This is a genomic window from Sphingomonas sp. VDB2 (assembly GCF_047946695.1).
Classification (GTDB): Bacteria; Pseudomonadota; Alphaproteobacteria; order Sphingomonadales; family Sphingomonadaceae; genus Sphingobium; species Sphingobium bisphenolicum.
In genome coordinates, this window is record NZ_CP159615.1 from 1,803,216 (window position 1) to 1,824,580 (window position 21,365).

The following is a 21,365-nucleotide window of genomic DNA, read 5'->3' on the forward strand; positions in this document are numbered from 1 at the left end:
ATGGACACGGCCTGTCACAGCCCTGCTGCGTCCTGCCGGATTATGCCCTATGGCAGGCGCGATGCAGCGAATCCTGATCGTCCTTGCCCTTGCCGTCCTGCTGCTGCCGGCCCCGCACATGGGCAAACCGGAAACAGTGACGGCCGGGGCGCTGCTGGTGACGGCGCGCGCCTTGCCGCTCAGCAGCATCGATCCGACGCTCGATCATGTGGGCGCGCTCGCCTATCTCGGCGGCTGGGAGCTGAAAAGCGCCAATCCCGGCTTCGGCGGCCTGTCCTCCCTGCTGGTGTCACCGGCAGGCGATATGCTGGGCCTCAGCGACTCCGGCATATTGATGGGTTTCCACATCGGCCCCGGCGAAGGCGAAGGCCACCCCTTCATCGCCCCCTTGCCGATCCGTGCGCAGGATCGTCATCGCCCCTGGTGGGCCTGGGATTCGGAATCGATGACCCGTGATCCGGTCAGCGGCCGCTATTGGGTGGGCTTCGAACTGCAACAGGCGATCTGCCGCTATGCCCCCGGCTTCGCGCGGGTGGAGGCGTGCCGGACCTGGCCCGAAATCCTTGCCTGGCCCAAGACCGGGTCGGTCGAATTGCTCGCCCGCCTGCCCGACGGCCGTTTCCTGGCGATCGGCGAGATGGGGATGACGCCCGACGGACGGCACGACAGCCTGTTATTCGCCGGCGACCCCGCGGAGAGGGACACCCCCGCCCCCATCCACTTGCGCTACACCCCGCCGCGCGGTTATCGCCCGACTGATGCGGTCGCGCTGGACGCCCGCCACCTGCTGGTACTCAACCGCCGCCTGACGATGGAACAGCTTTTCACCGCCACCATCGCGATCGTGGACCTGCCTGAAAAGCTGGCGCCGGGCATGGACCTCAAGGCGCGCACCCTGGCCCGGCTGGCCCCGCCGCTGCTGGCCGATAATTTCGAAGGGATTGCCGTCAGCCAGGAAGGCGGCCGCCCGATCATCTGGATCGTCTCCGACGACAATCACGAATTTTTCCAGCGCACCCTGCTGCTGAAATTCGGGATGACGGAAGGCAAATAGCATGGACAGCGTGTTCCCGCGCAGGCGGGAACCCAGTCCCACCGCCGATCTGGGTTCCCGCCTGCGCGGGAACACACAATGCCTAAATCCACCAGCGCTCAACCCCAACGCAAAAAAGCGGCCCGGTGAGGGGCCGCTCCTTATGCCGAAACGAATCGCGGGAATCAGGCTGCGACGGCAGCCTTCTTCTTGACGATGTCGCGCTTCAGGCGACGGGCCTTCAGCGACAGCTTGTCGTCGCTGGTCTTGACCAGCCAGTTGTCCAGGCCGCCATTATGTTCGACCGAACGCAGACCATGGGTCGACACACGCAGCTTGACGCTGGTTTCCAGGGTTTCGGAGATCAGCGACACGTTCTGCAGGTTCGGCAGGAACACGCGCTTGGTCTTGTTATTGGCGTGGGAAACATTGTGACCCACCTGGCGACCCTTGCCGGTCAGCTCGCAAATGCGCGACATAGTCAATCAACCTTTGAATTCGGGTTCGTTCGGAAAGCCGCGCCGATAAACAGATTCGCGGCCAGCGTCAACCACGCGCATGAATTTGGCCGTGCCGATCGTGGCGCTTGCGCAACCATTTTGCCCGACGCCGCGTTCTTCCCTGCAATCGGATAGAGGAGGAATTATGCGTTTCATCGGCGGACTGTTGCTGATCGCGCTTATCGTGGTCGGCGTCGGGATAGCAACCGGATTCATCGATCTGCAAAAGACCAGCGAGGGCCGCCTGCCCGAAATCGCGGTCAAGCAGGGCGCGCTGCCCAAATATGAGGCGAACGTCGCCAAGGTGGAAGTCGGCACGCGCAACGAAACGGTCGAAGTGCCCACCGTCGCGGTCAAGAAGCCCTAGGCCGCTTTTGGCGCGCCTTTCGTAAAGCGCCGCAATCCTGTAACGGCGGGGCTTATGGCCCCGCCCTTCCCGCTTCCCGCCCCGATGCGCCGCGCGCTCGACCTCGCCAGGCTGGCGCAGGCGGCGGGCGAAGTGCCCATCGGCGCAGTCGTGACGAAGGATGGCGCGATCATCGGCGAGGGCCAGAACCGCAACCGCCGCGACAATGATCCCACCGCCCATGCCGAAATCGTCGCCATGCGCGCGGCGGCGACCCATCTGAACGACTTCCGCCTGACCGGCTGCGACCTGTGGGTCACGCTGGAGCCTTGCCCGATGTGCGCGGGCGCCATTTCGCACGCCCGCATCGCGCGGCTCTATTATGCGGTCGGTGATCCCAAGGGCGGCGCGATCGAGCAAGGGCCGCGCCTCTTCACCCAGCCGCAATGCCTGCATCGGCCGGACGTCTATGGCGGCCTGGCCGAAGCCGAAGCCTCAGCGCTGCTGCGGGACTTTTTTGCCGCCCGGCGCTGAACGTCCCGCCCCATAATCGATGCGATAGAGTTGATAGGGCAGGGTCATGCCCGACTTGAGCGCGACCGGCACCAGCCAGCGGGGAATCGTCCCACGCATCAACCCGGCATAGAAGCCGCTCGGACTGCGCGACTGGTAGATCGTGCCTTCGGGGAAATTGGGGCAGACCAGCAGATGGGTCGCATGATGCTTCGCCGCGATCGGGCGGAAAGCCTCGGCTGGGCCGTCATAGGCATGGTGCATGTCCAGGATCGTCGCTCCGTTGCGATGATAGGGGCCGGCCAGCGCGCTATGATGGGTGGTCGCGATCAGCCGCGGCCCCAGATCGACCATGGTGAAGATCGTCGCGGGCGGCAGCTGGTCCAATATCTCCAGCGCCGGCAGGGTGCGGCAACGTCCGTTCGCCTTCTTGATCGCCGCGGTGCGGGCGACGGCGGACGGACGCCATGGCTTGGGCTTCGTGCCTGTCGCTTCCTGATAGAATGTCACCACCTGCGGATAGAGCGGATAGGCGCAGGCGATGACCGCGAGCAGCGCCACCCCCGTTCCGGCCGCAATCTTCACCCGACGCGATCCCGTCAGGATCATGCCGATCAGCCGGTGCGCAGCCCAGGCAGCAGGCGGGATCGCCAGTAATTGCGCCGCCGGCCCGGCGCGTAGCTGCCAGAAGAGCAAGGCGGTGGAAAAAACCATCATCAGCCCCACCGTGGCCCAGGCCCAGAGCCGCTCGCCGTCGCGGCGCGATTCCCAAAGCGCCCAGACCAGGCCGATAAGGCCCGCCAGCGGGATCGCCAGCAACGGCACCACCATGCTCTGCGCCTGCGCCGTGATCGGCTTGGCCTCGCGGATATTGGCCAGCCACAGCCGCTCCAGCTCGGGCGAAATCTGATAGGGGGACAGGCATTGCGGCCAGTTGAGCCAGAAGAAGAGGCCAACCGCGCCGCCCACCACGGCACCCGCGGCCAGCCGCACTGCCCAGCCGCGCAACGGCGCCAAGGACAGCAGCACCATGCCCGCCGACGCCGCCCCGAACACCGCGACCCAGATCGGCGACAGCGCGTCGCAGACCATGGCGCGATTAGCGTAGCTGGCGAACAGCAGATAGCAGAGCGACGTCGCCCCGCCCAGGCTCAGCGCATAGGGCAGCATCCGCCGCTCCGCCCCCGGCCGGAACACCCAGCGCAGCGCTATAAGGCCGCCGCCCGCCGCCAGATAGACGATCATCTCCATGCCGATGGCGATCGACAGCGCGCTGCTGACCCCCGCCATCACCCCGCCCCGCAGCCTGTTGGTGTCGATGACGCCTGCCAGCATCGTCACCGCCAGCGCCAGTTGCCAGCCATGATGATCGATGCGCATCGGCGCATACATGCCCAGCCCCATCTGCGCAGCCAGCGGCGCCAGCACGGCGAGGAGCCAGCCGTTCGGCCCGGCCAGCCGCCGCCCGATGAACCCCAGGCTCAGCATCAGCAGCAGCAGCGGCAACAGTGGCGCAATGCCGCAGGCCAGCCGGTCGGCCAGCCCCAGATCGACAAAGGCGCGGAAGAACAGGATCAGGCCCGCGATCGGGATATCGACCAGCCGCGACCAGTGGATATTCGCCCCGCCCGGCGGATCGAGCCGATATTGGCGCAGGTCATACCAGCCTTGGCCCGCCAGCCAATCCTTCACCTGCACATAGCGGATATTGTCATCGGTATCGCTCAGCACCAGCCAGTGGATGGCGGGCCAGCGGGTCGCGACCATTATGACCGCGATCACGATCCAGATCAGCACGGTCAGCCATTTCCAGTGCCGCTGGGCGTAAGCGGTCAGGATCGGCGCCCAATGCCGGGCGCGGGCATAGAGGGGATGGGCGCGCAGGGTTTGGACGCTAGGCAAGGTCATGCGCGTGGATTAGAGCGTCCGCCTCAAAGCGCAACGGGGCGAGCCATGAAATATCTGTCACGACTTTATGCAGAGCATGGCGCCCTGTTCTGGCAGATCGTCCGCTACGGCGTGACCGGCCTGTTCGTCACCGCCTGCCAGGCCGCGATCTACTGGTGCCTCGCGGCGCTGGCCGGGCTGCACCCTCAGGCCGCCAATTTCATCGGCTATCTCGCCGCCGTCGCCATCGGCTATGTCAGCCACAGCCTCTTCACCTTCCGCGGCCATGGCGGCGAAGCGAACCACGCGGCGCGCGGCGTGAAGTTCGTGACGGTGTCGCTCATCAGCTATGCGCTGAACGCGCTATGGGTCTTCCTGTGCGTCACTTACATGAGCTGGCCCGAATGGTCGCCCATACCGGCGATGATCTTCGTGACGCCTGCGGTGATGTTCGGGCTGAACCGGCAGTGGGTGTTCAAATAAGGTATCGCCGTGCTCCCGCGCAGGCGGGAACCCAGGTCAGGCAAGGCGCCTAGCGTGCCCGCACAGCGACACGTTCTGCCAAAATCAATGCACGAAGCGCGCCACCACGTCGCGATAGGAGCGGCTGACCTTCACCTGCGCGCCGCTTTCCAGCACCAGGAAACATTCGCCGTTGGTGTGCGGCTTCACCTGCCGCACCTGCGACAAATTCACGATGGTCGAACGATGCACCCGTTGGAAATTGCGCGGATCGAGCCGCTTTTCCAGATCCTTCATCGTCTCGCGGAGGATCAGCGAGTTATCGGCGGTATAGATGCACATATAGTCGCCCGCCGCATCGATCCGCTCGATCGAATCGACGTCCACCCGGAAAATCTGGCCGCGATCCTTGATGTTGATGAGCTTTTCGAATTGGTTGGACGCGGGTGCGTCGTCGTCGGCGGCGAAATCGGTCATCGCCTGGGGCGCAACCTCGGCCAGCACTTCGCGCAGCTTCTCGATCTCCTGCACCTGCCGCTTTTCGGTGAGCCGCTGGCGCACCCGGTCGAGCGCATCGGCCAGACGGCCTTCGTCCACCGGCTTCATCAGATAATCGACCGCCTGCGCCTCGAATGCGCGGATCGCATGGTCGCTATAGGCCGTGCAGAAGATGACCAGCGGCGGTTCGACTTCCATCAAACCCTGGACGACGGAAAAGCCGTCGAAACCGGGCATCTGGATATCAAGGAACACAAGGTCGGGTTTATGCGTCTTGATCGCGCGAATAGCTTCGCGGCCGTTGGTGCAGGTTTCGATAATGTCGACATCCTCATGCGCTTGCAGACGTAGCTGAAGCCCTTGAATGGCCAGGCTTTCGTCATCGACGAGGATTGTTCTGATGGTCATGCGGCCACTTTCGATGTTTCATCCATGTTAAGCGGAATTTCGATGATGACCGAAAATCCGCCCGGCGTGGAACGCGTTTCGAAGCTCTGTCGTTCCCCGAAGGCCTGAATTAACCGGTCCCGGATGTTCGGCAGGCCGATCCCGGTCCCCTCGCTCATGGGGATGTGCGGCCTCATTCCGCTTTCGTTCAATCCCGGTCCGCTGTCCGATACGACGATCCGGACATTATCCCCGGCAGGCTGCGCGCTGACGGCGATTTCGGCCCCCTCCTCCTTGGGCGTCACCGCATATTTGATCGCGTTCTCGACCAGCGGCTGGAGCAGCAGCGAGGGCAAGCGCGCCTGCGCCACCGCCGGATCGATGGTGAAGGACGGGCGCAACCGCTCCTCGAACCGCATCTTCTCGATCTCCAGATAGAGTTTCAGCGTCTCGATCTCCTGCTCGATCGTCACCTGCGCCGTCGGCTCGTTAATCAGCGTGTAGCGCAGGAAGGAGGAGAGCCGCGACAGCATCGCATTGGCCCGGTCGGTCTGCTTGAGCAGAACCAGCGTCGATATGGAGTTGAGCGTATTGAACAGGAAATGCGGATTGAGCTGGTAACGCAGCATCGCCAGTTGCGCATTGGCCGCCTGATTTTCCAGCCGCAGCAACTGGTCCGCCTGCTCCTCCACCGTCAGGTAGAAATTGATCGCATAATAGAGCGCCGACCAGGCGCCCAGCAGCGTCATCGACAGGTAGAAGGCGCCCAGGAAAAGCTGCAACCCCGCCGTCTCGCTACCCCGGTTCTGCGTCGAAAAGACCCAGGCGTCGATGAAGGCGACCAGCGCCGCGGCGCTGACCACGGTCACGATCGACACGCCCCAGGTCACGATCGGTCGGCGCTTCAACAGGAACCGGAACATCACCGCGATCAGCAGCGTCACCGAATAGCCCGAGACGGTGGAAATCAGCACCGGCACCAGGCTGGACAGCGGTTGGCCATTGGCGATGGTGGACGAGCCGCGCAGCAGGAACGCGCCGGCCCATCCGAGCGACTGCAGGTTCCAGAAGGCGCGGTTCTTGTCAGCGAAAAAGGGCTGAGGCTTGATGCGGGGCACGGTCACGGACATTGCGTGCAGGCTTAAGCGATTTGGGCCGCCGGTCAAAGCCGGTTTCGGCGAGCCCGGTTCCGGAAGGACGGGGATCAGGCCGCTGCGGCCGGCTCTTCGGTCATCGGCGTCACCTCGTCGGTGCATAGCCAGACCAGGTCCGACAGATCCAGGGTGCGGCCGTCATGCGCCAATATGCCGATCGGGCGGATCGGCTGGCCGTCGCGCTTGTCCGCCAGCACCTGGCACGCCGGTGTGCCGCAGCCCCATCGCTCGCCCCACTGGCGCAGCGCGATCATCGCGGGGGCCAGCCCCTGCCCCTTTTCGGTCAGCCGATATTCGACCTTGCGCCGGTCGCACTGCATCGGCTGGCGCACCAATATGCCGTTCTCGACCAGCCGGGACAACCGGTTGGCCAGGATGTTGCGGGCGATGCCCAGCGTCGACTGAAACTCCTCGAAATGGCGGATGCCCGACAATGCGCCGCGCAGGATGAGAAAGGACCAGCGCTCCCCCATCATCTCCAGCGCGCTGGGCAGCGCACATTGTTCCAGATCCTGGGCCAGATTATGTTTCATATATCATCACGCATAGCGCAAAGCCGCAGGCGTTGCAAAATCGCCGCCTTATTCGTGCAAGATGGGATTTTTTTGTTGCACGACAAGGGTCTTCCAACACAATCGGGAAACGATGCTACGCCAGTATGAACTTGTCGAACGGGTAAAGCGCTACGATCCGGATGCGGACGAAGCGATGATCAACCGCGCCTATGTCTTTTCGGTCCAGAAACATGGCTCGCAAAAGCGTGCCAGCGGCGATCCCTATTTCAGCCATCCGATCGAGGTGGCGGGCATATTGACCGACTTCAACCTCGACGACCAGACGATCGTGACCGCGCTGCTGCACGACACGATCGAGGATACGCTGGTCACCTACGAGGAAATAGAGGGCGCCTTCGGCAAGGATGTCGCCCGCATGGTCGATGGCGTGACAAAGCTGTCGAAGATCGAGGCGATGAGCGAAAATGAGCGGGCCGCGGAAAATCTCCGCAAGTTCCTGCTCGCCATGTCGGACGATATCCGCGTGCTGCTGGTCAAGCTCGCCGACCGGCTGCACAATATGCGCACGCTGCACTTCATCAAAAATCCCGACAAGCGCCGCCGCATCGCGCGCGAGACGATGGACATCTACGCCCCGCTGGCCGAGCGGATCGGCATGTACGACTTCATGCGCGAGATGCAACTGCTCGCCTTCCGCGAGATCGAGCCGGAAGCCTATGCCAGCATCACCAGGCGGCTGGAACAACTGAAGGAAGGCGGCCATGACAAGGTCGACCGGATCGGCGCGGAACTGCAACTGCTGCTCAGCGGCAAGGGCATGTCGGTCAGCGTGTCGGGTCGCGAAAAACACCCTTTCTCCATCTGGAAGAAGATGCAGGAACGGCATATCAGCTTCGAACAGCTGACCGACGTCATGGCCTTCCGCGTCATCACCGACAGCCATGAGGATTGCTACCGCGCGCTGGGCATCATCCACCAGACGTTCAAGATGGTGCCGGGGCGGTTCAAGGATTATATCTCCACCCCCAAGCGCAACGGCTACCAGTCGCTGCACACCACCGTCATCCATCAGGACAATGCCCGGATCGAGGTGCAGATTCGCAGTCGCGACATGCACAATGACGCGGAACTCGGTCTCGCAGCGCACTGGGCCTATAAGCAGAAGGGCGACGCCGCCGATCATCACGCCGCCTGGCTGCGCGACCTCGTCGAGATACTGGAGCAGAGCCACGACGCCGACGAACTGCTCGAACATACCCGCATGGCGATGTATCAGGACCGCATCTTCGCCTTCTCGCCCAAGGGCGAACTGCACCAGATGCCCAAGGGATCGACCCCGGTCGACTTCGCCTATGCCGTCCACACCTCGCTCGGCAACCAGACCGTCGGCGCGAAGGTCAATGGCCGCGTCGTACCGTTGCGCACCAGCCTCGAAAATGGCGATCAGGTCGAAATCCTGAAATCCGAAGGGCAGGAGCCGCAACCTGGCTGGCTCACCTTCGCCATCACCGGCAAGGCGCGCGCCGCGATCCGCCGCTATATCCGCCAGAAGCAGCGCGGCGAGGAAATCCAGCTCGGCGAGAAGCTTTATGAGGAAATCGTCGGTCGCTTCTCCCCCGACCTGGCCAAGGAACTGGGCGACAAGGCGCTGACCGCCGCGCTCAAGCGGCTGAAGCTGGACGATCGCGCGTCGCTGATGGTCGCGATCGCCACCCATCGCCTGCTCGATTCCGAAGTGATGGAGGCGCTGATGCCCGGCTCCACCAGCGCGCAGGGCATGGAGGAGGCGCATCCCCGCCAGCACGAACCCGTCTCGATCCGCGGCCTGACGCCGGGCATCGCCTATAATCTGGGCGATTGCTGCCATCCCGTCCCCGGCGATCGCATCGTCGGCGTGCGCCGCACCGGGGAACCGATCGAAGTCCATACCATCGACTGCCGGTCGCTGGAGGTGGAGCAGGACGACGACTGGATCGACCTGGCCTGGGACGGCAAGTCGAAGGGCGGCACCGCCCGCCTCTCCGTCATCGTCAAGAACCAGCCCGGCGCGCTGGCCGCCGTCGCCAACGTCTTCGGCGCGACCAAGGCGAATATTTTGAACCTGCAACTGGTAAACCGCGAAGGCCCCTTCCACACCGACATCATCGACCTGGAAGTGGCGGACGCGCAGCATTTGAACCGGATCTTGTCGGCGCTGCGCGCGATCGATGTCGTGGTGCAGGCGGATCGGGTTTAGGGGGTGAAAAACAAGTGGCTGGGATACGCCAATTTTTTTAGTGTTGGCACCTACCTATCGCAACGAACTGACTCTACTCGTCGAAGAGTACGCTGAAGAAAGCTTGGTTGCGTTTTTTCGCATTGGCAATGAGCGTGTCATATCCCATGGCTTGAACAAAAACCTGTTCGTTGTCGCGATAGCGGACGTAGATGTCAGGGTTCCAATCATTTTTAAAATCGTGACGCTTGAGTACTGTCACCAGCGTTGGTTTGATGTCGGCCACGATATATGCAAATCGCCGAACAACACCCCTAAAGGCAAAATGCGTGCCGTCTGTTTTGGCGATACCTCCCGCAGCGGTGGCATCCTCCAAGGTCTGAATTACTTGCATGACAGGATCGTGCTTTGCGTCACCGAAGCGGTAATCATCGCGACTAGGGCGTTTGAACTCCACAATTGTAATTGTCGTTCCGTCGTTGTCGCCAAGCACTAAGCTATCATCAAAAAAAGCGAGATCGGGAATTTTGTCGCCTTTCTTCCGACCCTTCCCGTGCATAGCACGATCACTAGAGACGTAAGGGAGGAACGCCAGTGCGTCATCGATCAACCAAAGATTATGCTCAAAATAATCTTTTTCGACGGTGTCTGAAAATCTCCGAAATATTAGATCGTGAATGGTGTCTTCGGGAGCATGTGTGCCAGCCGCACCATATTTGCGAGCAGCCTCAATCAACTCAATTACCTTTTTCCGATGCACAACATATTCGGCAAGCGCTTCTTTGTTGTTGGCGTCGATTTTGTCCACTATCTCCTTGATTTTGGAAACGTAGTCATCCTGATTGCTTGCAGCGCTCGTGATAGCCCGCGAGAGGTCACGTGACACACGATACCGTTCGATTGCAAGGTTGGAAACAAAGTCCTGAGCCTTCCAATTGTTGGGCTTGCCTTTAACATAATCGGAAACGGATCGACCCTTCAGCCCTATTCTAAGAATAGGATTTTCAAGCAAAGCGCCTTGCAATTCTTTAGACTGAACACGCTTTATCTTTTCTATCTGGTCATTCTCACTCGCTTGAATGATACTACCGATCGCTGCGACTATTTCCTCAATCGTTGTAGGAGAGATATTGATCCCAGTTCTGGCATCATTCAAACGGCTTTCGAAGGCGGTAGAACGAACGACAGCGATGATGATGTAGGCCTGATCTTTTTCGTCAGAAAATGACGACTGCCCAAGAAGATTAGTCAGATCGCGAGGATGCCCTACTATGCGATCTCCTGCGGCGAACAACAAACAATGATTTTTGAATGACCGAGTGCGAGGCACCTTCGTAAGCGAATATTCTATCGTTTCTGTTTTTCCATCAAGCAAACATGCAAAATAACCAGCCTCGGACTGAACAAAAACATCCTTGAAATGACTAGTTATGCTTTCCGCATCTTCGTCATCGAACTTTATCGTTATTTCTGGTAGCCACCGGTATAGGAAATGCGGCAGAAAATGGCTTCCAATATGATCGGCAATGTCTTTGCGATCCAACGAGGCGATTAGTTCGGCCCATTCTTCCAGTGGTTCATCGTAATCGACGCGCAAACCGACATGGGCAAAATCAGGATCGCCGTCGCTAATAATCAACTCATTTTCTTTGGAAATATCAAACCGAAATGCACGCTTGGATGCGACAGGAATTGCCTCGTATCGACTGGAATAAAGAATCCGTTTAAAAACTTTGAAAGCAATAAAACGGCCAAACCCTCGCCCGTTCTGCTTTAATTTATGTCCTGAAAATGGGGTTTTAAACCATCTGTAGTTTTGGTCATCCAAACCGATGCCGTTATCAGTTACAGAAATCATGATCCGGGCTGGATCATTTATATCAGAAATGGCTATTTCAACCTTGCCGTCCTGTCGCGCGGTTTCGGGAAAGCGAGCCTCAATTCCGTGCATTGCGTTGGAGACGGCTTCAAGCGTTGGTAAAAGGAAGCCGTGAAGGTCTTTACTTACGTGAGTTCGCTCTAAAACCGCGACCATATCCGGTTTCACCAGTGTATCGGTCTCAATTCTCATCCGAGCGTTGCCCCTCCCTGCGTTGCCTAACCATGGTAGAGGGAAAAGAAGCGAACCGCTACCGAAGGATGATCCGAAATCTGAAATATCAAAGTTACGGCTGAGATGATAAAATAAAACGGCGTCCCACATCGATATTGAGGACCTCCAAGCCGTTATTCCGTCGCCTACCACTTCCCCCTTCCAAAGTAGGATTTCCTCTGGTTTATCCTTACCGATGAACCACGCCGCTTCCCGCCCGGCCCGTCACCCCGCCCGCACCATGACGAGCGACAGGCGCGTCGCAGTGACCCAATCATGACCCAACGGGCGCGCGTCCGTGACCTCGGCGTTACCCACTTGTGGCCCAACAGCGCCTTTCCCGTTACCCGACCATCCTATTTTTTCACATTTTACGTCGTCCCACCCCGACAACGGTGTGAACTTCGCCGCCAGCGCGCCGCTGTGACCCGCAACCCACGCCCCGCACCCCCGCCCCGCGCCAGTTTCCGCGTGACATCGCTGCCCCGACTCTGTAAAGGCGCCCGTAGCGAACCCTTCGGGGTTCACCGTCCGAGACAGTTGGTGAAGGGATCTGCCCTTCTTAATTTCCAGCCTAGACGGGGAAAAGTTCTTTGCCGGACGGGCGCTATGCCCGATTCGGGTCTGCCTGTTCCTTTGATGGATGCGGGCCAGTCGATCTCTCCCCTCGGACTTAGTGCCCCATGCCTCCGGCGTGGGTTTAGTCGTTCGTCCGTGCAAGCGGTCGGACATGAAGTGGAGTAATGGCATGGATCGTAATCAGAAAGCTGAGGTCGTTTCCGCGCTGAACGCAGAGCTGGCAGAAGTTGGCGTGGTCGTCGTGACCCGCAACCTCGGCATGACCGTCGCCCAGTCGACTGTCCTGCGCCAGAAGATGCGCGACGCAGGAGCCACCTACAAGGTTACGAAGAACCGCCTCGCCCGTATCGCCCTTGATGGCACCGCCTACGGCCCGCTCAGCGACCTGCTGACCGGCCCCGTCGGCCTCGCCACCTCGGCCGACCCGGTCGCAGCCGCCAAGGTTGCGATCGATTTCGCCAAGACCAACGACAAGCTTGAGATCGTTGGCGGCGCGATGGGCGAAGTGCTGCTCGATGCGGAGGGCGTCAAGGCCCTGGCATCGATGCCGTCGCTGGATGAACTGCGTGCAAAGCTGATCGGCCTCATCGTCGCTCCGGCTACCAAGCTCGCAACCGTCACCCAGGCACCGGCTGCGCAGCTCGCGCGAGTCTTCAACGCCTATGCGGAGAAGGAAGCGGCCTGAGCCGTTCCCGACCCGATTTTTTGACCCTCATCTGACGGGGCGCAGCGCCCCAAATAAGGAAATTGACAAATGGCAGACATCAACGCTCTGGTCGACCAGCTTTCGGCCCTCACCGTCCTCGAAGCCGCCGAGCTGTCGAAGGCTCTGGAAGAAAAGTGGGGCGTTAGCGCCGCTGCTGCCGTCGCCGTCGCTGGCCCGGCTGCCGCCGCCGCCGCTCCGGCCGCTGAAGAGCAGACCGAATTCGACGTGATCCTGACCGGCGACGGTGGCAAGAAGATCAACGTCATCAAGGAAGTCCGCGCCATCACCGGCCTGGGCCTGACCGAAGCCAAGTCGCTGGTGGAATCCGCGCCGAAGGCCGTCAAGGAAGGCGTCAGCAAGGATGAGGCCGAGAAGGTCAAGAAGCAGCTGGAAGAAGCCGGCGCGACCGTCGAACTCAAGTAATCGGTGCGCCCCGCTACATGCGGGGCACATTGGCCCGGCTCTGGCCGGCGGATATAGGGCGGCGCCGTTACGGTTGCCGCCTTTTTCGTGGACGACGGCAAGCCGGCGGCAAGCGCCGTCAAAGCCTGGCTTCTGCCATTGGTGGATCGGCGGCGTCCATCACCGGTCCGGAGAATAGATGCGCTGCGCCGACCGCTTCATCGCGGACAGGACAGCAGCTCGCCGAACCCACCGGAACAAGGCGCCTTCATCCCAATCGGCCGCCCCATCCAGACCCTATCCAGCGTCGCGAACCTGAACTCCTGGCCGCGCGCCGAATTGCGCCAGATACTCCTGTTCCCCGGTCGGGCGCGCCAGGTGATAGCCCTGGAACAGGGTGCAGCCGATAACGCGCAGCACGTCCATCTGGGCTTCGCTTTCGATCCCCTCGACCACCACTTCCATGCCCAGCCCCTGGATCAGCCCGACGACGGCAGAGCAGATGGTGCGGGCTTCGGCGGAGGTGGCGATGTCGCGGACCAGGCTGCGGTCGATCTTGACCCGGTCGACCGGCAGTTCCTTCAACCGCGACAGGTTGGAATAGCCGGTGCCGAAATCGTCGATGGCGATACGCACGCCATCGCGGCGCAGCGCGCGCAATTGCTCCAGCACGCGCGGGTCCATCTCCATCGCCAGAGATTCGGTGATCTCCAGCTCCAGCATGGCGGGCGGGGTGCCGTGGGTGGCGATGGCGTGGCGCAGGCGCAGGAAGAAGTCGGCCTGGGCGAGTTCGCGGGTGGAGATATTGACGGCGATCCGCTGATGCACGCCCGTCTGCGCCCAGCGGGCCGCGGTCTGGCACACGCGGCTCATCACCCAGTCGCCCAGCGCGACGATCGCGCCGCTTTCCTCCGCCACCGGCACGAAGGCGCCGGGCATGACGAGTGCGCGCTCGGGATGCGCCCAGCGCACCAGCGCTTCGGCCGAGACTGCGTAGCCGCTGGCGACATCGATCTGCGGCTGGAACTCGAGCAGGAATTCCTCCCGCTCCAGCCCACGCAGCAGGTCGCGCTCCAGCTCGGCGCGATCCTCCGCCTCCAGCGCCAGCGCGTCGGTGTAGATTTCCGCCCGGCCGCGCCCCTGATGCTTGGCGTGATACATGGCGATGTCGGCGGCCCGCAAAAGATCGGCCAGCGTCGCGCCATGGTCGGGATAACAGGCGATGCCGATCGACGCACCCAGGTCGACATGCTGGCTGCCCAGGTCGAACCGTTCGCCCAGTGCGAACTGGATGGCGCGCGCGATCCGCTGCGCCGCCGCCGGACCGGACAGATGCGGGAAGAACATCGTGAATTCGTCGCCGGCGAGGCGGCCGATGACGGCATCGCCGCCGCCCGTACTGACCTGCGCCATCACGACTTCGCGCAGGCGACCTGCGACGCGCGCCAGCAACTGGTCGCCGGCCGCATGGCCCAGCGTGTCGTTGACCGACTTGAACCCGTCGAGATCGATGAAGAAGAGGGTGGCGAGGCCATTGTCGTCGCGCTCCGCCAGCAACCGTTCGACCTGGCGGCAGAAGCTGGTGCGGTTGGCGAGCCCGGTGATCTGGTCGAACAGCGCCAGCGCCTGGACATGGTCGAGATTGGTGCGGACCTGGCTGAACAGGCTTTCCATCGCAACCGACAGGTCGGGCAGCTCGTGCCCGATCTCGCGGGCGACACCCGAATGGAGGTCGCCATGGGCGGCGGACAGCAGCCGGTCGGTGGCGGCGTCGATGGCGGTGGCGGTGGTGGCGATGGTGCGCCGGGCCGACGCCCAGCTCATCGTGCCGCACAATATGGCGATGATCAGCGAACGGCCGATCTGGATCAGGTCATCTTCCTGGCCCGGCGTATAGCCCAGCACCAGCGACAGGATGAACACCAGCGCCCCCGCGGCGCAGGCGAAGGCGGCAGCGCGGCTTTTCAACGTCACGCCCTGCATGTGCCTCCCAGCCCGATACCGGTCCCGCAGGACCCCCGATCAGCCGGATATGAAGGACAGTGGTTAAGAAAGGGTCAGCAAAGCGTCCGAAAATCGTCACTTTTTGCGGCGCAATATCAAATAGAGCGCGCCGTCTCCGCCATGGCGCGGATGGGCGACGCGCACGCTGGCGATGCGATCGGCATAGGGGCTGGTTTCGAGCCAATGACCGATTTCACCGCGGATCGCGCCGCGACGTCCCGCCCCGCCTCCATTTCCGTTCGCTGCCGCGCTTTTGGGCGGCTTGCCGGTGACGACCAGCAACACCCGCGCATCGCGCGACAGGGCGGCGGCGATCGCCTGGTTAAGGCGGGCATGGGCGGTCGACAGGGTGTGGCCATGCAGGTCGATGCTGGTGTCGGGGCTGATCGTACCGCTACGGATTCGCCGCTCCCAGCCGGTGTCGAGCACCGCTGCGGGCGTCCGTGCAGGCGGTGCGGCAATGATCCGCGCCGGTGGTGGCGTTAACCTTGTCTTGACCGACGGCTCGATCGGCAGCGGCGCCATGGTCGGACTGGCGGCGGCCCGCGCGCTCGGTCGGATCGGCCGCACGGTGCGGGCCAGCGCCGACCAGAGCGCTTCTTCCTCGCTGGACAGGCGGCGCCGGGCCATGGCGCCGATCAGGGGCGAACGAGGCGCGCCGCCGAGCCGATCGGCAGCAGCACCAGCGCGCTGCCCCGCGCCGACATGCCGCCGGCAATGCCCCGCGCCCGTGCGCCTGCGCCCCAGAAACTGTCGAAGCGGTTGGCGCCCTTGATCGCGCCGCCGGTATCCTGCGCGATCCACACGCCTGCCGGTTCGGCCCGGTCGAGCGAAAGCAGCACCGGCGCGCCCAGCGGGATGAATTTGGGATCGGCAGCCACCGTCGCTTCCGCCGTCACCGGCACGCCAAGCGCGCCGATCGGCCCGGCCCCGGTCAGTTCGCGGAAGAAGACGAAGCTCTTATTCTCGTTCATGATAGCCGCGCCTTCGGCCGGATGGGCGCGCAGATATTGCATGATGTCCTGCATCGACCCGGCCTGGATCAGTCCGCGATCCTTCATCAGCTTGCCGATGCCCGTATAGTCGCGACCATTCTGCCCGTCATAGCCGATGCGCATGACGCCGCCGTCGGGCAGGTTCAGCCGGCCGCTGCCCTGCACCTGGAGGAAAAAGAATTCCACCGGATCGGCGGCCCAGGCCAGTTCCAGCCCGCGCCCGGCGAGCGCGCCGGACACGATCTGGCTGCGATCGTCATAAGGGACGAACTTGCTGCCGCTCACCTTGCCCCGGATCGTGCGCCCTTTCAGGCTGTCGCTGAACTGGCCGAGATCGACATCGATCAGGTCCGTCGGGCGACGGTAGATCGGCACTTCATAGCCCGGCTGGCGGGCGCGCGATCCGGCGATTTCCGGCTCATAATAGCCGGTGACGAAGGCCGCGCCGTCGCCCACCTGCACCGCTTCGAAATATCGGGAGAAAAACTCGCTGGCCGATGCTTCGGGCCAGCTTGATGCGGCGGCGCAGCTATTGTTCCAGTCGGCGCCGCGCGTCAGGCCGCTGGCGTCGGTGCGCTTCATCAGCGTCGGGCAAGAGATGCGGAATGCCTGGAGCGCGAGGCGGGCGCGTTCACCCGATGGGATGAGGCTGGCAATATCCGGGCCACGGGTCACGCCCAGACCTGCCGCCATACCCTTGTCGAGCGCAGGATCGGCCGGCAATTCGACCGGCAGGGTCGGGCGCGGTGTAGCCGGAACGGGACGGGTTGCGCCCTCGCCGGACGGAACTGGACGCGAAGGGGCGGGACCGCCGGCAGATGGCGGGATCATGCCGCCCGCGCAGGCAGACAGCATCAGCGCCGCAAGCAGCGCCGCCCCCGACTGACGCGCGATCATGCCGCTTCGTCGGTTTCGCTAAGCTTCCAATTGGGGTCCGCGCTGCGGATGTCGCGGGTGAAGGTCCACACATCCTTGGTGCCGACCGCATCGGTCATCGACCCCGCGACGACGTTGCCATCCTTGTCGCGGGTGACGGCGGCGATGTCCGCCTCGAACCGCAGTGCGACTTCGGCGATGCGGCCATTGAGCGACGCCTCGACGATCTGCGCCTTTTCGATCCGCACCAGGCGGTTGTCGAGCACATGGCCATCGGCTTCGCGCGCAGCGATCGCGTCCTCGAAGGAGGCGCGGACGTCATCGTCGCACAGCCAGGCCAGTTCGTCGCGGTCGCCGCGCCAGAAGGCTTCCAGCACCATCTTGTAAGCGCTCTTGGCGCCGTCCACGAACTGCGGAACATCGAAGCTGCGGTCGGCGGCGATCAGCGCGCGGACGCCATTTTCCGCGCCGGCGCCGATCAGTCCTTCGGCCAGACGGACCGAATCGCCGCCATTCTGCGCGACCGGACCGGGTTGCAGCACCGTCACCTTGGCGCGTTCGTCGGCCGGGCGCAGGGCAGGCTCCTGCTCGTGGCCCGTACGCTTGCCGAGCACCGAATAGAGCCGCAGCGCCAGAAAACCGGCGATCATGGCGAGGATGACGATCACATACACGGAAGGCTATACCCTTTTGTGTGGGACAATGTTCCGGCCAACATAGGCATGTTTGCACGCAACTTCAAATAGGCGCTTGGGCTGGTCTTTCCCGGCGTCCCGCCATTGCCCTGATCCAACGCCCCTGCTAAGCGCGCGGGTCATCATTGTCCGGGGGCCTTGGTGCCGCCGCCAACAGCGAAAGTCTAGGGAAGAGCATGGCCGACGAAACGGATCACATCACCACGAATCTGGGCAATGGCGCCGACACCGCGCCGCAGATCGCGCTGATCAGCCAATATGTGAAGGATCTGTCGTTCGAAAATCCGAACGCGCCGGCCGTCTACCAGTGGCAGGACCAGCCGCAGATCGACGTGCAGTTCAACATCGGCGCCGAACGGGTCGCCGACGAAGTGCTGGAAATCGCGCTGAAGATCGAAGTGAAGGCGATCGCGCCGCAAGGCACCGCCTTTGCCGTCGAACTGCTCTACGCGGCCATTTTCGGTATGCGCAACGTGCCAGAAGACCAGATCCAGCCCTTCATGCTGGCCGAAGCGCCGCGCCTGATCTTTCCCTTCGCCAGGCGAGTGCTGGCTGATGCGATCCGCGACGGCGGCTTCCCCCCGCTGCTGCTCGACCCGATCGATTTCGGCGCGCTGTATCTGCAACAGGCCGAGCAGATGGAAGTGACGACGGGCGAACCGGCCGGTCACGCCTGATCCTCTGCGATGACCTCTCATTCCGTTCGGGCTGAGCCTGTCGAAGCCCCTTGCTGTTCTGCGCAAGAAAAAGGGAGCCCTTCGACAAGCTCAGGGCGAACGGAACAGGGATTGGGCGCATGAAACTGGTACGCGCCCTTGGCTCGGTCGGCGGGCTGACCCTCGCCAGCCGGGTGCTGGCGCTGGTGCGCGATTCGCTCGCCGCGCGTTATGTCGGCGCGGGTTTCGCGTCGGACGCGTTCAACGGCGTCGCCTTTCGCCTGCCCAATATGTTCCGCGCGCTCTTTGCCGAGGGCGCCTTTTCTGCCGCCTTCATCCCCCTGTTCAACAAGAAGGCGGCAGGGGAAGGCGGATTACCGGCGGGTTATGATTTCGCCGAACGCGCGCTGGCGGTGCTGCTGCCCGTCCTGATCCTCTTCACCCTGATCCTGATTGCCGCGGCCTGGCCGATCACCTGGGCGCTGTCGGGCGGCTTTTCCCGCCAGAACCCGAGCGCGGAGCAATTCGCCTTCGCCGTTGCCCTGTCCCGCATCACCATTCCCTATCTCGCGCTGATCTCCCTGGCCTCGCTGCTGGGCGGCATCCTCAATTCCCTCGACAAATTCTGGGTCAATGCCGCCGCGCCGATCCTGCTGAACGTCGCGATGATCGCGGGCCTGTGGTTCTTTCACGGCGCCGACGAATATGAGACGGCGCGGGTGCAGGCCATGTCGGTCACGATCGGCGGGGCGCTGCAACTGCTCTGGTTGATCTGGGCGTGCAGGCGCGCGGGCGTGTCGATGACATTGAAACGCCCCCGCCTCGACAAGGATGTGCGCGAACTGCTGCGCCTGATCGTTCCGGCAGCGGCGGGCGCGGGCGCGTCGCAGATCAACCTGCTGATTTCCACCGCGCTGTCGGGCTGGCTGCTCGCGTCCGGCTCCATCACCTATATCTATTATGCCGACCGGCTGAACCAGTTGCCGCTGGGCCTGATCGGCATTGGCCTGGGTACGATCCTGCTCCCCACCATTTCGCGGATGCTGTCCAAGGGCGAGGACGCCGCGGCGATGGAGACGCAGAATCGGGGCATCGAACTCGCCCTGTTCCTGACCCTGCCCGCGACCGTGGCCTTTCTGGTCGTGGCGGAACCGATCGTGCGCGGCCTGTTCCAATATGGCCGCTTCACCGCGGAGGACGCGATGCGATGCGGCTGGGCGCTGTCGGCCTTCTCGATCGGCCTGCCCTCCTATGTTCTCGTGAAGGTGCTGACGCCGGGCTATTATGCGCGCGGCGACACGAAGACGCCGGTACGCTATGCGATGCTGTCGATCGTGATCAACATCATCGGCAATCTGGCGATGATCCCGACCCTGGGCCATATCGGCCCGCCGCTGGCGACCGCGCTATCCTCCACGGTCAATGTCGCGATGCTCTATCGGACATTGGTCAGGCGCGGCCATTTCGCCGCTGACGCTGGCCTGCGCCGCCGCCTGCCCCGGCTCGCCGTCGCCGCGCTCATCATGGGTGTCGCGCTGTGGACGGGTGAAGATCTGCTCGATCCCTGGCTGACCGGCGCGATGGTGCAGCGCTATGTCGCGCTGGCCCTGCTTGTCGGCGCGGGTGTGGCGCTGTACGGGCTGGCCTCCTTCGTCACGGGGGCCTATCGGCTCTCCGACATCAAGGCGCTGATGCGCCGCAAAAGTGCAACCTAAGTAAGAACGGATACAGACATGCGCGTCCTTTCCGGCATCCAGCCGACCGGCAATCTGCACCTTGGCAATTACCTTGGCGCGATCCGCAACTGGGTGCGGATGCAGGATGAGATGGACAGCCAGAGTCAGTGTTTCTTCTTCCTGGCCGATATGCATTCGATCACCGTGCATGAAGGGCGCGAGCAGCGTATCCGCAACGTGCGCGACATGGCGGCCGCACTGGTCGCCGCCGGGATCGACCCGGACCGCAGCGTGTTGTTCAATCAGGCGCGCGTGCCCGCCCATGCGGAACTCGCCTGGTTGCTGAACGGCACCGCGCGCATCGGCTGGCTCAATCGCATGACGCAGTTCAAGGACAAGGTCGGCAAGGACCGCGAGGGCGCCTCGATCGGCCTGTTCGTCTATCCGGTGCTGCAGGCCGCCGACATATTGCTCTATAACGCCACCCATGTCCCGGTGGGCGAGGACCAGAAGCAGCATCTGGAGCTGGCGCGCGACATTGCGGCCAAGTTCAACAGCGATTTCGGCGTCGAACTGTTCACCCTGCCCGATCCGATCATTCCCCGGGAATCGGCGCGGATCATGTCGTTCCGCGACGGTAGCGCGAAAATGTCCAAGTCCGATCCGTCGGACATGAGCCGCATCAACCTGACCGACGACGACGACGCCATCATGAACAAGGTGAAGAAGGCCAAGACCGATCCCGAACCCTTGCCCGAAACGGCCGCCGGGCTGGTCGGCCGCCCAGAGGCGAACAACCTGATCGGCATCTACGCCACCCTGTCGGGCACGACGCCGGACGCAGTCTGCGCGGCGTTCGCGGGCAAGGGGTTCGGCGCGTTCAAGCCGGCGTTGGGCGACCTGCTGGTCGAAACTCTGCGCCCGATTCGCGAGCGGTTTCTTGCATTGCGCACCGACGATGCCGCACTCGACGCCATCCTGGACAAGGGCGCGGCCAAGGCAGCGGCGGCGGCGGAGCCGACCCTGCGCGCCGCCTATGACGCAATGGGGCTGATGCGATAATGTCACAGGTTCGGCTTAAATAGCTGACCCTGGGCATGGTCGTTTACGGAAAAGCGGGGCGAGCGTCGTCCATGATCCGACAGGACCATGGTTTGCGCCCGTTCGGTCGGTT

The 21,365-nt window shown here is 62.9% G+C and carries 20 protein-coding genes; 10 read left to right on the plus strand and 10 right to left on the minus strand.

Translation table 11 applies throughout. From position 1 onward, the window contains the following. Positions 1-61 precede the first annotated feature (61 nt). Positions 62-1,054: an esterase-like activity of phytase family protein gene (locus ABT375_RS08860; protein WP_416464795.1), complete on the plus strand. Its 993-nt coding sequence runs from the start codon at positions 62-64 to the stop codon at positions 1,052-1,054. Positions 1,055-1,218: 164 nt separating this feature from the next. On the opposite strand, the gene rpmB is transcribed toward ABT375_RS08860, so the two are convergent. Continuing rightward, positions 1,219-1,512: a 50S ribosomal protein L28 gene (rpmB, locus tag ABT375_RS08865; protein ID WP_066604556.1), complete on the minus strand. Its 294-nt coding sequence runs from the start codon at positions 1,510-1,512 to the stop codon at positions 1,219-1,221. Positions 1,513-1,678: 166 nt separating this feature from the next. On the opposite strand from rpmB, the gene ABT375_RS08870 reads away from it, so the two are divergent. Together ABT375_RS08870 and ABT375_RS08875 are read left to right on the plus strand one after the other, a co-directional pair. Then, on the plus strand, positions 1,679-1,900 hold the full coding sequence (locus tag ABT375_RS08870; protein WP_224548676.1) for a hypothetical protein: 222 nt from the start codon (positions 1,679-1,681) through the stop codon (positions 1,898-1,900). Positions 1,901-1,954: 54 nt separating this feature from the next. Next, positions 1,955-2,413: a nucleoside deaminase gene (locus ABT375_RS08875; protein WP_261936302.1), complete on the plus strand. Its 459-nt coding sequence runs from the start codon at positions 1,955-1,957 to the stop codon at positions 2,411-2,413. On the opposite strand, the gene ABT375_RS08880 is transcribed toward ABT375_RS08875, so the two are convergent. Then, positions 2,375-4,300 (minus strand): hypothetical protein, encoded by a 1,926-nt coding sequence (locus ABT375_RS08880; RefSeq protein ID WP_416464796.1) that lies wholly within the window; start codon positions 4,298-4,300, stop codon positions 2,375-2,377. The two genes, ABT375_RS08875 and ABT375_RS08880, sit on opposite strands and share 39 nt — an antisense overlap. Positions 4,301-4,345: 45 nt before the next feature. Between ABT375_RS08880 and ABT375_RS08885 the strand changes: the two genes are divergently transcribed. Then, positions 4,346-4,762 carry a GtrA family protein gene (locus tag ABT375_RS08885; RefSeq protein ID WP_416464797.1) on the plus strand — a complete coding sequence of 139 codons (417 nt, stop codon included), beginning with the start codon at positions 4,346-4,348 and terminating at the stop codon, positions 4,760-4,762. Between the two features lie 84 nt (positions 4,763-4,846). Here ABT375_RS08885 and ABT375_RS08890 read toward each other — a convergent pair whose 3' ends face one another. From ABT375_RS08890 to ABT375_RS08900, 3 genes are all read right to left on the minus strand, one after another. Then, positions 4,847-5,647, minus strand: a complete 801-nt coding sequence (locus ABT375_RS08890; protein WP_416464798.1) for a LytR/AlgR family response regulator transcription factor — start codon at positions 5,645-5,647, stop codon at positions 4,847-4,849. Next, on the minus strand, positions 5,644-6,750 hold the full coding sequence (locus ABT375_RS08895; RefSeq protein ID WP_390902396.1) for a sensor histidine kinase: 1,107 nt from the start codon (positions 6,748-6,750) through the stop codon (positions 5,644-5,646). Before ABT375_RS08895 ends, ABT375_RS08890 begins: the two co-directional genes overlap by 4 nt. An 80-nt stretch (positions 6,751-6,830) precedes the next feature. After that, positions 6,831-7,313: a winged helix-turn-helix transcriptional regulator gene (locus ABT375_RS08900; protein ID WP_416464799.1), complete on the minus strand. Its 483-nt coding sequence runs from the start codon at positions 7,311-7,313 to the stop codon at positions 6,831-6,833. A gap of 112 nt (positions 7,314-7,425) precedes the next feature. On the opposite strand from ABT375_RS08900, the gene ABT375_RS08905 reads away from it, so the two are divergent. Next, positions 7,426-9,531, plus strand: coding sequence for a RelA/SpoT family protein (locus ABT375_RS08905; protein ID WP_416464800.1), 2,106 nt, complete (start codon positions 7,426-7,428; stop codon positions 9,529-9,531). Positions 9,532-9,604: 73 nt separating this feature from the next. Here the strand turns inward: ABT375_RS08905 and ABT375_RS08910 are convergent, their stop codons facing one another. Beyond that, entirely contained in the window at positions 9,605-11,713 is a 2,109-nt protein-coding gene (locus ABT375_RS08910; RefSeq protein WP_416464801.1) for an ATP-binding protein, read from the minus strand. A gap of 637 nt (positions 11,714-12,350) precedes the next feature. Between ABT375_RS08910 and rplJ the strand changes: the two genes are divergently transcribed. Both rplJ and rplL read left to right on the plus strand, forming a co-directional pair. After that, on the plus strand, positions 12,351-12,866 hold the full coding sequence (gene rplJ, locus ABT375_RS08915) for a 50S ribosomal protein L10 (protein ID WP_224548660.1): 516 nt from the start codon (positions 12,351-12,353) through the stop codon (positions 12,864-12,866). 69 nt (positions 12,867-12,935) lie between these two features. Beyond that, positions 12,936-13,310, plus strand: a complete 375-nt coding sequence (gene rplL, locus ABT375_RS08920; RefSeq protein ID WP_224548658.1) for a 50S ribosomal protein L7/L12 — start codon at positions 12,936-12,938, stop codon at positions 13,308-13,310. 276 nt (positions 13,311-13,586) lie between these two features. Here rplL and ABT375_RS08925 read toward each other — a convergent pair whose 3' ends face one another. The 4 genes from ABT375_RS08925 to ABT375_RS08940 all read right to left on the minus strand — a co-directional run bounded on the left by ABT375_RS08925 (position 13,587) and on the right by ABT375_RS08940 (position 17,838). Next, complete coding sequence (locus ABT375_RS08925; protein ID WP_416464802.1) at positions 13,587-15,272, minus strand: putative bifunctional diguanylate cyclase/phosphodiesterase; 1,686 nt, start codon at positions 15,270-15,272, stop codon at positions 13,587-13,589. Positions 15,273-15,368: 96 nt separating this feature from the next. Further along, entirely contained in the window at positions 15,369-15,923 is a 555-nt protein-coding gene (locus ABT375_RS08930; protein ID WP_261936296.1) for a Smr/MutS family protein, read from the minus strand. An 8-nt stretch (positions 15,924-15,931) separates the two neighbouring features. Beyond that, positions 15,932-17,185 (minus strand): murein transglycosylase A, encoded by a 1,254-nt coding sequence (locus ABT375_RS08935; RefSeq protein WP_416464803.1) that lies wholly within the window; start codon positions 17,183-17,185, stop codon positions 15,932-15,934. Continuing rightward, complete coding sequence (locus tag ABT375_RS08940) at positions 17,182-17,838, minus strand: Tim44/TimA family putative adaptor protein (RefSeq protein WP_416464804.1); 657 nt, start codon at positions 17,836-17,838, stop codon at positions 17,182-17,184. The genes ABT375_RS08935 and ABT375_RS08940 overlap by 4 nt, the downstream gene beginning before the upstream one ends. Before the next feature lie 197 nt (positions 17,839-18,035). On the opposite strand from ABT375_RS08940, the gene secB reads away from it, so the two are divergent. The 3 genes from secB (at position 18,036) to trpS (ending at position 21,253) form a co-directional block, all read left to right on the plus strand. Continuing rightward, positions 18,036-18,536 carry a protein-export chaperone SecB gene (gene secB / locus ABT375_RS08945; protein ID WP_224548648.1) on the plus strand — a complete coding sequence of 167 codons (501 nt, stop codon included), beginning with the start codon at positions 18,036-18,038 and terminating at the stop codon, positions 18,534-18,536. 119 nt (positions 18,537-18,655) lie between these two features. Beyond that, the gene (gene murJ, locus ABT375_RS08950; protein ID WP_416464805.1) at positions 18,656-20,230 is read left to right on the plus strand and encodes a murein biosynthesis integral membrane protein MurJ; all 1,575 of its coding nucleotides are present in this window, start codon (positions 18,656-18,658) and stop codon (positions 20,228-20,230) included. Positions 20,231-20,248: 18 nt separating this feature from the next. Continuing rightward, on the plus strand, positions 20,249-21,253 hold the full coding sequence (gene trpS / locus ABT375_RS08955) for a tryptophan--tRNA ligase (protein WP_261936292.1): 1,005 nt from the start codon (positions 20,249-20,251) through the stop codon (positions 21,251-21,253). Positions 21,254-21,365 lie beyond the last annotated feature (112 nt).

What these genes read in the sequence shown, in the direction of transcription:
- ABT375_RS08860 (WP_416464795.1), top strand. Translation starts at nt 62, where the DNA reads ATGCAGCGAATCCTGATCGTCCTTGCCCTTGCCGTCCTGCTGCTGCCG.
- rpmB (WP_066604556.1), bottom strand. Translation starts at nt 1,512, where the DNA reads ATGTCGCGCATTTGCGAGCTGACCGGCAAGGGTCGCCAGGTGGGTCAC.
- ABT375_RS08870 (WP_224548676.1), top strand. Translation starts at nt 1,679, where the DNA reads ATGCGTTTCATCGGCGGACTGTTGCTGATCGCGCTTATCGTGGTCGGC.
- ABT375_RS08875 (WP_261936302.1), top strand. Translation starts at nt 1,955, where the DNA reads ATGGCCCCGCCCTTCCCGCTTCCCGCCCCGATGCGCCGCGCGCTCGAC.
- ABT375_RS08880 (WP_416464796.1), bottom strand. Translation starts at nt 4,300, where the DNA reads ATGACCTTGCCTAGCGTCCAAACCCTGCGCGCCCATCCCCTCTATGCC.
- ABT375_RS08885 (WP_416464797.1), top strand. Translation starts at nt 4,346, where the DNA reads ATGAAATATCTGTCACGACTTTATGCAGAGCATGGCGCCCTGTTCTGG.
- ABT375_RS08890 (WP_416464798.1), bottom strand. Translation starts at nt 5,647, where the DNA reads ATGACCATCAGAACAATCCTCGTCGATGACGAAAGCCTGGCCATTCAA.
- ABT375_RS08900 (WP_416464799.1), bottom strand. Translation starts at nt 7,313, where the DNA reads ATGAAACATAATCTGGCCCAGGATCTGGAACAATGTGCGCTGCCCAGC.
- ABT375_RS08905 (WP_416464800.1), top strand. Translation starts at nt 7,426, where the DNA reads ATGCTACGCCAGTATGAACTTGTCGAACGGGTAAAGCGCTACGATCCG.
- ABT375_RS08910 (WP_416464801.1), bottom strand. Translation starts at nt 11,713, where the DNA reads ATGTGGGACGCCGTTTTATTTTATCATCTCAGCCGTAACTTTGATATT.
- rplJ (WP_224548660.1), top strand. Translation starts at nt 12,351, where the DNA reads ATGGATCGTAATCAGAAAGCTGAGGTCGTTTCCGCGCTGAACGCAGAG.
- rplL (WP_224548658.1), top strand. Translation starts at nt 12,936, where the DNA reads ATGGCAGACATCAACGCTCTGGTCGACCAGCTTTCGGCCCTCACCGTC.
- ABT375_RS08925 (WP_416464802.1), bottom strand. Translation starts at nt 15,272, where the DNA reads ATGCAGGGCGTGACGTTGAAAAGCCGCGCTGCCGCCTTCGCCTGCGCC.
- ABT375_RS08930 (WP_261936296.1), bottom strand. Translation starts at nt 15,923, where the DNA reads ATGGCCCGGCGCCGCCTGTCCAGCGAGGAAGAAGCGCTCTGGTCGGCG.
- ABT375_RS08935 (WP_416464803.1), bottom strand. Translation starts at nt 17,185, where the DNA reads ATGATCGCGCGTCAGTCGGGGGCGGCGCTGCTTGCGGCGCTGATGCTG.
- secB (WP_224548648.1), top strand. Translation starts at nt 18,036, where the DNA reads ATGGCCGACGAAACGGATCACATCACCACGAATCTGGGCAATGGCGCC.
- murJ (WP_416464805.1), top strand. Translation starts at nt 18,656, where the DNA reads ATGAAACTGGTACGCGCCCTTGGCTCGGTCGGCGGGCTGACCCTCGCC.
- trpS (WP_261936292.1), top strand. Translation starts at nt 20,249, where the DNA reads ATGCGCGTCCTTTCCGGCATCCAGCCGACCGGCAATCTGCACCTTGGC.